Consider the following 13,680-nt stretch of genomic DNA (forward strand, 5'->3'; position numbering starts at 1 on the left):
CATGATCATCGGTACCGCCGGCCACATCGACCACGGCAAGACCACGCTGGTGCGCGCCCTCACGGGCGTGGACACCGACCGGCTCAAGGAAGAGAAGGCGCGCGGCATCTCCATCGAGCTGGGCTACGCCTACACGCCGCTGCCCGACGGCGAGGTGCTGGGCATCATCGACGTGCCCGGCCATGAGAAATTCGTGCACACCATGGCCGCGGGCGCCGTGGGCATAGACCACGCCCTGCTGGTGGTGGCCGCCGACGACGGCGTGATGCCCCAGACGCGCGAGCACCTGGATATCCTGCGCCTGCTGGGCGTGCGCGAGGCCACCGTGGCGCTGACCAAGGCCGACCGCGCGCCCCCCGAGCGCCTGCAGCAGGTCACCGCCGACATCGCCGAACTGCTGGCGCCCACGCCGCTGGCGGGAGCCCCTGTCTTTCCCACGGCCGCGGCCCGGCCTGGCGATGCGGGCGTGGCCCGGCTGCGCGAACACCTGGTCGCGCGCGCCCAGTCCCGGCCCGCACGCGCCAGCGATGGGCTGTTCCGCCTGGCCGTGGACCGCAGCTTCACGCTGCCCGGCCAGGGCACCGTGGTGACCGGCACGGTCTTCGGTGGCCGCGTGCGCGTGGGCGATGCGCTGGTGCACTCCGCCTCGGGCACCGAGGTGCGGGTGCGCAGCCTGCATGCCCAGAACCAGGCCAGCGAGCAGGGGCAGGCCGGGCAGCGCTGTGCACTCAACCTTTCCGGCATCGCCAAGGACGAGATCACGCGTGGAGACTGGATCGCCGATGCCCGCCTGCTGCAGGCCAGCGACCGCATCGACGTACGGCTGCACCTGCTGGCCGATGCGCCGCCGCTGGCCCAGTGGACGCCCGTGCACGTGCACATCGGCACGGCCCGCTGCACGGCCCATGTGGCCTTGCTCCAGGACCAGCCCCTGGAGCCGGGCGAGCAGGCCATCGTCCAGCTGGTGCTCGATGCCCCCGTGCACACCCTTCCCGGCGACCGGCTGATCCTGCGCAATGCGCAGGCCAGCCGCACCATCGCGGGCGGCAGCGTCGTCGACCCCTTCGCCCCCGCACGCAAACGGCGCAGCCCTGAACGCCAAGTCTGGCTGCAGGCACTGGAGTCACTGGTGGCCACGGGCGATGCCACGGCCCTGATCGCCAACGCAGCCCATGGCATTGCCGTGTCGCAGCTCGCCCGGCTGAGCGGCCATGCCGCATCGCCCGGCCCGCTGCTTGCGCGCGAACTGCCCCTGGCACATGGCGACCGGCTACTGCTGGACGAAGGGCGCTGGCAACAGCTGCGCGCCCAGGTGCTGGACAGCCTCGCCCGCTTTCACGACAGGCATCCGGACGAACCTGGCGTCAACGCGGCGCGGCTGCGCCGCATTGCGCTGTCGGGCCTGGTGCACGCCACGCATGACGCGCTGTGGAAAGGGCTGCTCGACGCCCTGCTCCAGGACGGCGGCCTGGCGGCCAGCGGCGCATGGCTGCACCTTCCGGGCCACAGCGTGCAACTGTCGGCCGGGGAAACCACGCTTGCACAGAAGCTGCTGCCCGCCATCGAGGCCGGCCGCTACGACCCGCCCTGGGTGCGTGACCTCGCGCGCGATCATGGCTCCACGGAAGAGGCCGTGCGCCAACTCCTGCGCAAGCTGGCTCGCCAGGGCCAGTTGTTCCAGGTGGTCAAGGACCTGTTCTACGCGGCCAGCCGCATGGACGAACTCGCGGACCTGGTACGCGAACTGGCCTCACAGGCACCAGACGGCGAAGTCCAGGCCCACGCCTTCCGCGATGCCACCGGCCTGGGCCGCAAGCGCGCCATCCAGATCCTCGAATGCTTCGACCGCATCGGCTACACCCGCCGCTTGCGCGACGCCCACCTGCTGCGACCCGATGTGCAGTGGACATCCTCTCACCGCGCAGACCCATCGCAAGAAGCTTGAACTGCTTGGGAAGCGCTCTCGATTCGCTGCTGCTATTACAATAGCGCGCTTCGGGCAGGGCGCATGAAACTGGCGCGGCCCAACCCAGGGACGCCGAGCAAGAGCCGCCTCGCGGCGGGGCGCCTAGCCGATGGCGTCGTCCCCCTCCCCAGCGCAGCGGGTAGAGAGGGGGAAGCCGCGCAGCGGCTCAGGGGGAGCTTCCAGGAAAGCATACGCACCCGGTGGTGCGCCCGGGCTTCAAACCCGGTCAGGGGCGTCAGCCGCTCCTGGGTAGGTTCGACTCCTGCTGCTTTCCGCCATTGCCTGCGCGCGTGACAGGCCTTCAGGACAGAGGCACGACGATGGCCACACGGCGGTTCTCCGCCGCATCGCTGGGCACCACGGGCACTGCACGTCCCAGGCCCTTGACCTCGATGTTCTGGCGGGCCATGCCCGCATCGACCAGCACGTCGGCCACGGCCTGGGCTCGTCGCAGCGACAGCCGAAGGTTGTACGTATCGCTGCCGCGGTCATCGGTATGGCCTTCCACGCGCAGCCGCTCGATGCCCACGTCCGTCAGCGCCTTGGCCAGCGCAAGTACCTTGGCGCGCGCCTCGGGGCCCACATCGGCCGAGTCGAACCCGAACAGCAGCTTGCCCGACATCTGCAGCTCCCAGCCCTGGTCCGCCGGCGCAAATCCCTGATCCCGCAGCACCTGCTGCTGCTGTGGCGTCAGCCCCTGGGGCACGGCCTCGGGAGCCGGTGGCGTCTGGCAGCCCGCCAGCGCCAGGGCCAGCATGGCCGCCATACACCAGCCCCGGAGTTCCGAGCCATTGCTTCGTTGTCGCATTTCATCCTCCTGTGACTTGTTCGGACTGCTGTTGGCCTTGCCCGCCTCTGCGTGCCCGGGCGGCCTTGGCCTCGTACATGGCCTGGTCCGCATGGTGCATCAAGGCCTGCATGCTCTGACCATGGCGAGGGAACACGGCCAGACCCGCACTGACCGAAGGCTGCAGAACGACGCCATCGGCCACGGGAAGGGGCTCGCACATCGCTGTCTGGATCTTGTCCATGACATGCAAGGCATCGCCCGCGCCACCCACCGGAGACAGAAGGATGGCGAATTCATCACCGCCCAGGCGCGCCACCAGATCGGTCTCGCGCACCTGTCGCCGCAGGCGATCGCCCACGGCCCTGAGCAGGACATCGCCCACCGCATGACCATACCTGTCGTTGACTTGCTTGAAACGGTCATTGTCCAGGAACAGCACGGCCAGTTGCTGCCCAGCCTCGCCGGCACTGTCCAACGCCTGCTGCAGGCGCTGCTCGAAATGCAGGCGGTTGGCCAGGCCCGTGAGGCTGTCACGCGAGGCCTGCCGCTCCAGCACGGAGTTTTGCTGCTCCAGCCGTTCATGGCGTACCTGCAGCTCGGCCAGCAGGGCATTGAAGTCATCGCCCAGCTCGCGCAGTTCGGCAATGCGGGCAGGCGGCACGCGCTGCTCCATGGAGCGTTCATAGCGTACGGCACGCGCGACGCGGGCCAGCTGCTGCAAAGGCTCCGCAATATCTCCCAGCATGCGACGCGACTGTCTCAACCCCACATAGCCGCTGATGCCCACGCAAAGCGCCAGTACCACCAGGCCAGCGCCCAGAAAGCGCACAAGGCCCACGCCATCGCTGGCCAGCACCACACGCCCGACGAGCCGGCCGTCCTGGCGCACCTCGGCCTCGCCCTGGGGCAGGCCTATACCGGCCGCCAGCACCTCGCCCAGGCCGGTGACCACGGGTGCGTGGGCCGACCACTGCGCAAAGGGCCTGCCATGGGCATCCTGGATCCGGGCATGGGCCACGCCCTCACCGCGCAGCAGTTGCTCCATCACACGAGCGGCCTCGTCGCGATCGCCGAAGACCAGGGAGGCCTCCGCCGTGTAGGCCAGCGAACGGGCCAGCAGGTGCAGATTGTTTTCCAGATAGAGGCGCAGCGTGACCACGCCCACGATGAGCAGCAGCACGCCGGCAAGGGCGATCGCCACCGCCGCCATGCGCCTGTGGGCACGGTGGATCACGTCCTGCAGGGAGGCATTGCCGGGCTGGGTTGGCTTCATGGCGCGGGACGGTGGCGTGCGAGCTGCAGTACCTTGGGATTGACGCGCAATCCGCTGCGGGCCACGGAATCGAGACTGACCTCGAAGCCCGTCCCTTCGCCACGGCGGCGCAGACAGAACATGGCACCGATGCGGCACAGTTCGCCGCGCTCGCTGATGGTCAGCAGCGGGCGCCCTGCCAGTTGCTCCATCAGCCTGCGCCACGCGGACTCATCGAGCTGACCTGCATAGATGCCCTCGCAGTCCGCCAGGGCCCGCGCATCGGCGGGCGCCACGCGCCGCACTTCCAGGCGCTGGTTGCCCACGGCCTGGCTGGCAACGCCGAGCAGGTCGTCGGCATACTCGGTCGTTCCCAGCACGCACAGCCGCAGCACCGGGGTCTCCATGGGCCAGCGCGTATACCCAAGGATGCCTAGAACGGTGCGTGTCACCGCCTGCTCATGCTCATCGGCAGACGGCTGGGCCTGCGCCAGCCCCACCTGCAGCATCATCAGGGTGGCGGCCAACCATGCCCCAGCTGACCGGGCAGGCCAGCTCCTGACGGACCCATATCCGATGCGGCCCCCCATGCCTTCATTGCAAACTGCGCGATATGCCAACCAAGGCTCCTTGAACGGAAAATCCATGCATGGCGCCGTGACGGCGCATCGAAGCATTTTTTCACATATCGGCCACGCTGGCCCGCCGCACAGCACCCTGCGCCAGGCAGGCCGGACATCGAAGCCGCGCCACCCGTCCTCCAGCAGGGTTTCAGCATCGCACAGGTGCACCGCCGAAGGTGAAAGACTTGGACATGTCCGCTTGTACCATGCGGACCCGTATCGCCCGACCATAATAGGGCGCGCCGTCGCCCCTGGCGGCAGACCCGTTTCACATGACCGCGATCGCCCGCGCCTCTGATCGCCCAGCCACCCCATTGCCCATGACCACTGAAACCTCCCACGCCACCCGACTCACCTCTCTTTCCCATGGGGGCGGCTGCGGCTGCAAGATCGCTCCGGGCCTGCTGGCGGAGCTGATCGGAAAGAGCGCGCTGCCCAGGCAGTTCTTCCCCGACCTGCTGGTGGGCACGGAGACCGCCGACGATGCCGCCGTGTACCGAATCAACGATGAGCAGGCCATCGTGGCGACCACCGACTTCTTCATGCCCATCGTGGACGACCCGTACGACTTCGGCCGCATCGCCGCAACCAATGCGCTGTCGGACATCTACGCCATGGGTGGCCAGCCGCTGATGGCGCTGGCCATCGTGGGCATGCCCATCAATGTGCTGCCGCACGACACCATTGCCAAGATCCTGGAGGGCGGCGAGTCGGTCTGCCGCGATGCCGGCATTCCGCTGGCCGGGGGCCACTCCATCGATTCGGTCGAACCCATCTACGGCCTGGTGGGCATCGGCATCGTCAACCCCCGACAGATGAAGCGCAATGCCGACGCCAGGGCCGGCGACGTGCTGATCCTGGGCAAGCCGCTGGGCGTGGGCATCCTGTCGGCCGCGCTCAAGAAGAACCTGCTGGACGAGGCCGGCTACCGCGCGATGGTGGAAGCAACCACACTGCTCAACCGCCCCGGAACCGCCCTGGCAAGGATCGAGGGCGTGCATGCGTTGACCGATGTCACCGGATTCGGCCTGCTGGGCCACGGCCTGGAGCTGGCACGCGGCGCGGGCCTCACGGCACGCATCGACAGTCGCAGCCTGCCCGTGCTGCCCAAGGTGCAGGGCTTTGCCGAGCAGGGCGTCATCACGGGTGCCTCGGGCCGCAATTGGGCCTCGTATGGCGCACAGGTTGTGCTGGGTGCCGGCATCACCGATGCACAGCGCGCGCTGCTGACCGATCCGCAGACCTCGGGCGGCCTGCTCGTGTCCTGCGCGCCGGATGTTGCCGATCAGGTGCTTGCACTGTTTGCCGAACAGGGCTTTGGCAGTGCCGCTATCGTCGGCCGCATGGAGGCGGGCGAGCCGCGCGTCATCGTGGACTGACGACAGGCGCATTCCAAAAGCAACGGGGGGCCAAGGCCCCCGTTGCTTTTGGCACTCCCGGTGAACCGCCAGCGAACCGACGGCCCGTCACCGGGTCACAGGTTGCTTCACTCGCTGACGGTCTGCGTCTTGTAGGCCGGGCTGGCCTGGATGGCGCTGTCGGTGAACGGCAGCTTGAGCCACTGGCGCGCACCATAGGCCTTGGTGTAGTCCGCGTAGTGGGCGGAAGCCGGATCGTCCGACAGCGAGAAGGTCAGGAAGGTATGGGCCTCCACGCCGCCCGAGGGGAAGCTCACCACCTGCATGTAGCTGTTGCCGTGGGGTTGACCATCCATGGTGTAGCCGCCCTGCCCTATCGGGTTCTCCGAACAGGTGATGGTGAAGTAGCCCACTTCGCCGCAGCCCCCGTACAGGGAGGTCTTCTCGCCGCCGCGTTGTGAGAACAGCACGGTGCCGCGTGCCGCATCCATGGCGAAGCCGCTGGCCTGCACGGCCTTCACGCCTTCGGCAAAGGCCTTTTGCAGTGCTGCCTGCGCCGCGGGCTTGATGCCTCGAGGCGTGTTCACGGGATCGGCCGCATCAAAGGGCACGGCATACAGGTCGGCAGGCTTGATCTGGCTGGCCACGCGCTTCCAGAACTCATCCCAGACATGGGAGCCCCTGGAGGCGGCCGTGCCCTTGCCATCCCAGGCCTGCAGGGCCGTGCAGGCGGCGGACACATCCACGGTCTCGCCACCTGTCGAGAGTACCGGCCCGCCACAGACCTGGGCCAGCACTTCCTCCTTGAAGCGTGCGCTGTAGATGCGGCTGTCCAGCACCATCTGGCGCACGATGTCGCTGGTGGCCAGCTTGCCTGGATAGCCGTCGGTGCCCGCCAGACGCTGCAGCGCCATGGTATGTCCCATGCGCGTGCGCAGGCTCTGTGCCGACGAGGTGGAACCGAAGATGGCCGGGTAGCCGGTCAGCGGTGCCGAGGCGTTGGACAGCCAGTAGCTGTCGTTCATGTTGCCCACGTAGTCGCCGCGCAGCAGACTGGGCATGCGCGCAGGGCCGATGGCGCCGGGCTGGACCGAGTCTGCGTCCGAACTCCAGTCGCACTGGCTGCTGCCCCCTGCCAGCACCGGTACCTGCGGCAACGCCGCGTTGATGGCGGCCGAAGCCGGCGTGGCACAGGCCTGCAATTGCGCAGGCGGCACATTGGGCACGGCGCCGATGTCCGCATACCAGACCTGCCCGTTGCCACGCCCCGCCGCCACGGTGTTGACCCATGGAATGGCCGACTCCTCCTTCTGGATACGGATGAACTCGTCCAGCGACCTGGCCTGGTTCCAGCGCAGCCAGTTGCGGAAGGTGCGGTAGTTGAAGGCGTTGATGTCGCGGATGGCGAACACGCTTTGCGTGGTCCAGCCCAGCGCCGGATTCATGGCGCCCAGATTGACCACCGGTCCGTGGACGGTCTTGTACAAGGTACGCGTGACCTGGTCCTGTCCGCCCGAGGCGTTGCGCACGCTGATGGTGATCTTGCTGGCCTGCATCGCCTCGGTCTTGCCATCGCGCACATAGCTGGTCGGATTGCCTGGTGCCAGCTGGTACATGAACAGGCCGAAACGCCGCGCCGTGGACACGGTATGGCTCCAGGCCACATCGTTGTTGAAGCCGATCAGCACCATCGGAATGCCCAGGAAGCTCGCCCCGCTGACATCGATTTCGCCCGGAATCGTCAGCTGCGACTGGTAGAAGCGGTCCGGGCCCTTCCAGTACCAGTGCGGGTTGCCGAACAGCACGCTGGAGCCGCCACCCGTGGCCTGCTGGCCAAAGCCGTACATGTTGCTGCCGATGCCTGTCGTGCCGCCGACCTGGAAGGAAGGCGCAACCATGTTCCGCGGCTTGAGCGCGGCCATCTGCACCGACCTGCCCTGGCCAGACCTGGAAGAGGCCCTGGCCACCGTGGCCGCAGCCGGTGGCACGGCATTGGCGATCTGGGCCACGAAATTGCTGTAGCCTCCCGCGAGGTTGGCCGTGTACATGCGCCGCCATACATCCTGTGCCGTGATGGCCTGCACCCAGGGCTGGCCCGCACAGGCCGCGTTGGCCTTGGAGCCCGCCGGGGTCTCGCGCACCACGCGGTTGTAGCCGGCCACGAAGCCTTCGACCAACTGCCTGAGCTTGTCGGGCTGGGCCTGAACCATGGCGGAGATGGCATCGTCGGACACCACATGGCGGAAAAAGAAATCCGAATCGATGTTGCGCGGCCGGTCGATGGTGCTGTCGTAGACGGCCTGGGCGTCGCCTCCGAAATACCGCGATCGCTCCCCACGGTAGGTCAGGAAGGAGTCCGCCATGGTGCACAGGTTGTCCTGTGCCTGTGCGTAGCCCGCGCCATAGCCCAGGCCCGGCCAATCCCTGGCCTTGATGTGCGGGATGCCCATTTCCGTGCGCCGGATCTCCGCACTGTACTTGTAGGCAGAGCCATCCCCCGACCCGCCGCAGGCCGCCATTGCGGCGAGGGCGATCAAGGACAAGGGCCTCCATCCATTGCGAACCGCTGGGTGCATGCTTTGTCTCCTTTGTGTTGTCATGCCATGCGAAAGCCCTGCCATGCAGCAGGGCCCGCGTCAGCATAGGAGTGGGTCAAGGCATTGCCTACCCGGCAATTTCACTAGGAAATGTCAACCACCAGACATCCAGCGGACATACCGGCCTTTCAGGCCGCCCCCTGCGCCAGCTGGCTCAGGGCCGCCGTGGTGCGACGGTCGATCTTGCGGCTGAGCACCACCGAGGTGTAGGTCTGCTGGATGCCGTCGATCAGGCCGATGCGGTCCAGCAATGCGTCGAGCTTCTCGTTGCTCTCGCAGCGCACGAACACCATGTAGTCATACTGGCCGCTCACGGCAGAGACCTCCTCGACCTCGGTGAAGCGATTGAGTGCCTGCATGACCGAGGTGGCCGTCTTGGGTTGCACCCTGATGCCGCAATAGGCGCGCACGGCCGATTGCTCCACACGCGCCCCCAGGCGTACGCCATAGCCGGCGATCACGCCCTCCTGCTCCAGCCGGGCAATACGCGCCACCACCGTGGTGCGCGCCAGATTCATCTGCCGGGCAAGGTGGGCCGTGGAAGCGCGGGCATTGGTCTGCAAAAGACGCAGCAGCTGGCGATCTGTTTCATCGAGACGGTAATCCATGCTGCTCCTTGGATTTCAGCATCAGGCACCTGCCGGCGCCGATTAAATGCATTCTCGACATTTCGTCAAAGCAATGCTTCTTTTCGACGATTTTAAGCCCTTGATATCGTCAAATTCCCGTTCCGTCGTGCACCTCTGCGCCAAAAAGCACCAAATGCTGACCCACAGCGCCGAACCACCGCCGCCAGACAGCGCGACGGCAAGGACGGCCTCACCTGCACGGAGTAGTCAAGCACAGAAACAACCGATACCGATTGTTAAAAATTCCGACGACAGCGCCTCAGGTCGGCTCCATGCCGGGGCCGTGTACGGCCGCAACGAATACTTAGCATGCACCCCATTGGCCCTCTGACAGGTGTCTCAAGGGGCGTTGCGCAATGTCGGGCAGCGGACAGGCGACAAACACGGCGGCTGCGCATGCGGCCTCTGGCCAGGGCCGCATGCAAGATGCATCCGTACTTGCAAATACATGCACTTCGGCTAGATTGGCCCGGCAGGCGTAAATTTTGTGAACTCAGGTTACGCCGCGAGAACCGCACGCCAGACCCAGCCAACGAGGAGTATCCAAGTCCCCACTGCCCGCCGAGCCGCCCGTTCCCCATGCCAAGGACATGCCAGGCCTGTCCGACGAACACCGGCGATGCTCTGCGCCTCCATTCGGTCTCCACAGGGGAGACATATGACACGTCGCGCCGTATCTGGAAATTCTTGGAACGCCCCGCTTTCGCCAACGCCCTGGCGGGACAGTTTCGTGTTGGGGGGAATGGCCTTCCTGGCCTCTGCCATGGCCTTGGCCCTGAGATCCCCGGGCCAGATGTCATCGTTGTGGTTGACCAACGCATTGCTGCTGGGCTGGATGCTGCGCAACCCCGCATACAGCCAGCGCCATTGCTGGATCACGGCGGCCATGGCACTGACGCTGGCCGAATGGCTGTCAGGCAGCACCTTCGGCCAGGCCCTGTGGCTGACCTTCGTGGATCTGTCGGCCGTTGCCTGTGGCTGGCTGATGATGCGACGCCTGCCGTTGCGGGTGCAGCAGATGCGCTCACCCTCCTCCGTACTGCACCTGGTGATGTGCAGCCTGACAGCCAGCATCGTCGGAGCCGTGCTCGGCGCACTGGGCATGCACCACTTGCAGAACTGGCCGTGGCAGCCCGTGATGGCCCTGTGGTTCAGCAGCGAACTCATGCACATGACCCTCCTGCTGCCCGTGCTGCTGAGCTTTCCGGCCGGCCCGGAGCTGATGTCCTGGCGCGGCCAGCCTTTAAGGCACACGCTTCAGGCCCTGCTTCCCTTGGTGGCGCTTGCCGCCTCGGAAGCCATTGCCATCTACCTGGGCGGGCCGGGAGCCCTGTCCCTGACCATGCCGGCCATGCTGCTGTGCGCCATGCGCTACCGGCTGTTCGTGGTGGCGCTGCTCAATCTCGCCAGTTGCGCCATCAAGCTGGCGGCGTTCTCCGATACGCTTCTCGGCACGCCTGGCATCAGCCTGGAGACCACGTTTTCCTTTCGCCTGGGACTGGCGATGCTGTCCATCGGTCCACTGGCAGTGGCCTGCACCCTCAAGGCATTCAAGGACATGCTCAACAAGCTGCGCCATGCCGTCAACCATGATGCGCTGACCGGATTGCTGGCACGCGCCAGCTTCATGGACCGGGCACAACGCACCCTGGAGCGTCTGCACCGAGAGCACCAGCCCGGGGCCATGCTGATGCTGGACCTGGACCACTTCAAGTGCATCAACGACCACTACGGCCATGCTGCGGGAGACCGTGTCCTGCAGGAAATTTCCTGCAGGCTGGCGCAGGCACTGCGCCCCCATGAACTGATAGGCCGCCTGGGGGGAGAAGAGTTTGCCGTGCTGCTGCCTGGTGCCGACCGTGCCACGGCCTGCGCCGTGGCACAACGGTTGTGCGAGGCCGCCCGCGCCATTCGCATCGACATGGGGCAGGAATGCCCCATCCGGCCCACACTGAGCATCGGCATCGGCTTCACGCACATGATTCCGTCCGCACCGTGCCTGAGCACCCTGTTGCGCCAGGCGGATACGGCGTTGTACCAGGCCAAGGCCACCGGTCGCGACCGCTATTGCGTGGCCGGCGACAGGCCGCAGGAGCCCTTGCTGCTTGCAGCCGAGCATCCGAAGGCCGCCTGAGCCGCTTTCAACGGCTATCGCAGCCGCTGGAGCGCACGCGCATCGTCGAGCTTGAAACCCGCCACAGCCTGCGCCAGTTGCACGGCCTGCTGCTGCAACGACTGCGCGGCAGCCGTGACCTCTTCCACCAGCGCGGCGTTCTGCTGCGTGACCTGGTCCATCTGACCGATGGCACTGCCCACCTCGGCAATGCCCCGGCTCTGCTCCTGGCTGGCATTGCTGATCTCGGCTACCAGCGAGCTGAGCTTGCGCACGCCATCCACAGCCTGGTCGATGGTCGCCCCGGCATCGCGCACCAGCCGGCTGCCGGTATCTATCTGGTTGACCGAATCATCGATCAGCGCCTTGATCTCGCGGGCTGCCGTGGCGCTGCGCTGCGCAAGTGTGCGCACCTCACTGGCCACCACGGCAAACCCCCGCCCCTGCTCACCGGCCCGTGCGGCCTCCACCGCCGCGTTCAGGGCCAGGATGTTGGTCTGGAATGCGATCGAGTCGATCACTCCGATGATGCTTTCGATCTTGCGCGCCGAAGCCTCGATGCCCCCCATGGTCTGCACGACCTGTCCCACCGCTTCTCCGCCCTGCGTCGCGATCTGCGAGGCACTGCTTGCCAGCTCGCTGGCCTGGCGTGCATTGGCTGCATTCTGCTGGACCGTCGCGGTGATCTGCTCCATGGCGGCTGCCGTCTGTTCCAGCGAGCTGGCCTGCTGTTCCGTACGGGACGACAGATCCTGGTTGCCTCCGGCGATCTCCGCCGACGCCATGCGCACCGACTCCGAGGATTCACGTATGCGCAGCAGCACCGAGGCAATCTTGTCCACGAAATGGTTGAAGGCCTGGCCGATCTGCGCCAACTCGTCCTGACCCTGAGATGTCAGGCGTCGTGTCAGATCGCCCTCTCCCGACGCGATGTCCTGGAGCGCATCACGCGCCACCGACAGGCGGTTCAGCATGCGTCGCAAGGCTACCGTCAACAACACGGCCGCACCCAGCACGGACAGCACGGTGATGACAGCCGCCACATTCAGCAGTGCCTGCACGGACTGCGTGGCCTGCGCGCGATCGATCACCACGGCAAGGATCCAGGGCGTACCCTCGACCTTGGCTGCATAGGCCATCTGCGGTACGCCGTCGAGGGTCAGATCGGCACGGCCTCCCTGCTCCGCCAGCCGCCTGACCATGGCGGCATCGAGTTCAGGCGCAATCGCCGACGCGGGCTTGAGCGCAAGTTCCGGCTTGGCATAGGCCAGCAACCGACCTTCGCCATCGATCAGGAAGGCGAAGCTCTTTTCCTGGGGCCGGATGGCTGCCACCTTGCGGGACATGGCAGCCAGTCGGACATCGGTACCGACCACGGCGCTAGGCGCGCCCGCAGCCCCGACGGGCTCCACGAAGCTGATGGTCAGCTCGCCCGTGCTGGCGTCGACGTAGGCAGGCGTCACGCCTGGCCGGCCTTCGCGTGCGCCCTGCTTGTACCAGTCGCGCTGGGTACCGTCGTAGTTCTCGGGCATGGGATGGGAAAACACGGCCCGCTTGTCGGCGTGCACGAAATAGGCATCGTCGAATCCGCCTGCCTGCTGTGCCGCCAGCAGGAAGGGTATGGGATCAGCCTGGTCCACGGCCTTCTTCAGCGAACCGGTGATGCGCTGCTTGTCCTGGACCCAGTCGGCCAGGGATGACGCATGGGCCTGCGTAAGCTGCCCGATGTTGTCGTCGATATTGGCCAGCGTGCTGTTGCGCGCCGTCCAGAAAGTGGCCATGGACAGCGCGAACAGCGCGACCACGGTGATCGCTACGCAGATAAGGATCAGGCGTGCACGTAATGTTTGGAGCATGATGCGTCGATGGAGGCAAGAACGGTGACTATGAATGCCCACCGAGCCTATCCGACTTGTGCACGCCGCTAGAGCAGAAAGAGTGCGTACTTGCCCTTGCAGTTAGACACTTGCCGGGCCTGCCTCACACAGCCGCGCGGTGCTCCATGATCTCGTCCCTCCAGGCGTCGAGCTGCACGGCCTGGCGCCACCCCAGGTACCGGCAAAGCCGTGGGAACGCACCGCGCCAGATCAGCGGCGCAGCCCGGGAACCGGCGTGCGAACCCTGACGCGCATTCGACAAGGGCCTCCTCGAAAACCTCATGGAAACGGGTACGGCAGCCAAGAAATATGCCGTCAGGGTTTTGCAAGAACGGCGCACAGCCGCTGCGCAGGCATGCTATAGTGTCAATTTGTAACACGCCTGTACTCTCGTCTGCGGCCTGTGAACATCCGCCACAAACGCCAGAACCTTGCCTGCAGGGTTCTGCCGTTTGTGCCGCGCACCCTGTGTTTT

9 protein-coding genes and 1 tRNA gene are annotated in these 13,680 nt (G+C 66.3%); 4 read left to right on the forward strand and 6 right to left on the reverse strand.

Annotation, left to right across the window (positions count from 1 at the left end; all coding sequences use genetic code 11):
- Nucleotide 1 precedes the first annotated feature (1 nt).
- Together selB and L1Z78_RS15350 are read left to right on the forward strand one after the other, a co-directional pair.
- Nucleotides 2-1,945 carry a selenocysteine-specific translation elongation factor gene (gene selB / locus L1Z78_RS15345; protein WP_234637268.1) on the forward strand — a complete coding sequence of 648 codons (1,944 nt, stop codon included), beginning with the start codon at nt 2-4 and terminating at the stop codon, nt 1,943-1,945.
- 203 nt (nt 1,946-2,148) lie between these two features.
- Nucleotides 2,149-2,244 (forward strand) — tRNA-Sec (locus L1Z78_RS15350).
- A gap of 23 nt (nt 2,245-2,267) precedes the next feature.
- Here the strand turns inward: L1Z78_RS15350 and L1Z78_RS15355 are convergent.
- The 3 genes from L1Z78_RS15355 to L1Z78_RS15365 are packed head-to-tail and all read right to left on the reverse strand — an operon-like array spanning nt 2,268 to nt 4,535.
- Nucleotides 2,268-2,774, reverse strand: coding sequence for an OmpA family protein (locus L1Z78_RS15355; protein WP_234637269.1), 507 nt, complete (start codon nt 2,772-2,774; stop codon nt 2,268-2,270).
- Between the two features lies 1 nt (nt 2,775).
- Nucleotides 2,776-4,029 carry a sensor domain-containing diguanylate cyclase gene (locus L1Z78_RS15360; protein WP_234637270.1) on the reverse strand — a complete coding sequence of 418 codons (1,254 nt, stop codon included), beginning with the start codon at nt 4,027-4,029 and terminating at the stop codon, nt 2,776-2,778.
- A complete protein-coding gene (locus tag L1Z78_RS15365; RefSeq protein ID WP_234637271.1) occupies nt 4,026-4,535 on the reverse strand; it encodes a YfiR family protein in 510 nt (169 codons plus the stop codon). The genes L1Z78_RS15360 and L1Z78_RS15365 overlap by 4 nt, the downstream gene beginning before the upstream one ends.
- Nucleotides 4,536-4,951: 416 nt before the next feature.
- Between L1Z78_RS15365 and selD the strand changes: the two genes are divergently transcribed.
- Complete coding sequence (gene selD / locus L1Z78_RS15370; protein WP_234637272.1) at nt 4,952-6,010, forward strand: selenide, water dikinase SelD; 1,059 nt, start codon at nt 4,952-4,954, stop codon at nt 6,008-6,010.
- 107 nt (nt 6,011-6,117) lie between these two features.
- Here selD and L1Z78_RS15375 read toward each other — a convergent pair whose 3' ends face one another.
- Complete coding sequence (locus L1Z78_RS15375; protein WP_234637273.1) at nt 6,118-8,565, reverse strand: penicillin acylase family protein; 2,448 nt, start codon at nt 8,563-8,565, stop codon at nt 6,118-6,120.
- A gap of 149 nt (nt 8,566-8,714) precedes the next feature.
- Nucleotides 8,715-9,194 (reverse strand): Lrp/AsnC family transcriptional regulator, encoded by a 480-nt coding sequence (locus L1Z78_RS15380; RefSeq protein ID WP_234637274.1) that lies wholly within the window; start codon nt 9,192-9,194, stop codon nt 8,715-8,717.
- Nucleotides 9,195-10,008: 814 nt separating this feature from the next.
- On the opposite strand from L1Z78_RS15380, the gene L1Z78_RS15385 reads away from it, so the two are divergent.
- Nucleotides 10,009-11,349 carry a sensor domain-containing diguanylate cyclase gene (locus L1Z78_RS15385; RefSeq protein ID WP_234642184.1) on the forward strand — a complete coding sequence of 447 codons (1,341 nt, stop codon included), beginning with the start codon at nt 10,009-10,011 and terminating at the stop codon, nt 11,347-11,349.
- Between the two features lie 14 nt (nt 11,350-11,363).
- On the opposite strand, the gene L1Z78_RS15390 is transcribed toward L1Z78_RS15385, so the two are convergent.
- Nucleotides 11,364-13,184 carry a methyl-accepting chemotaxis protein gene (locus tag L1Z78_RS15390; protein WP_234637275.1) on the reverse strand — a complete coding sequence of 607 codons (1,821 nt, stop codon included), beginning with the start codon at nt 13,182-13,184 and terminating at the stop codon, nt 11,364-11,366.
- Nucleotides 13,185-13,680 lie beyond the last annotated feature (496 nt).

The sequence above is a fragment of the Delftia tsuruhatensis genome (genome assembly GCF_903815225.1).
GTDB lineage: Bacteria > Pseudomonadota > Gammaproteobacteria > Burkholderiales > Burkholderiaceae_C > Comamonas > Comamonas tsuruhatensis_A.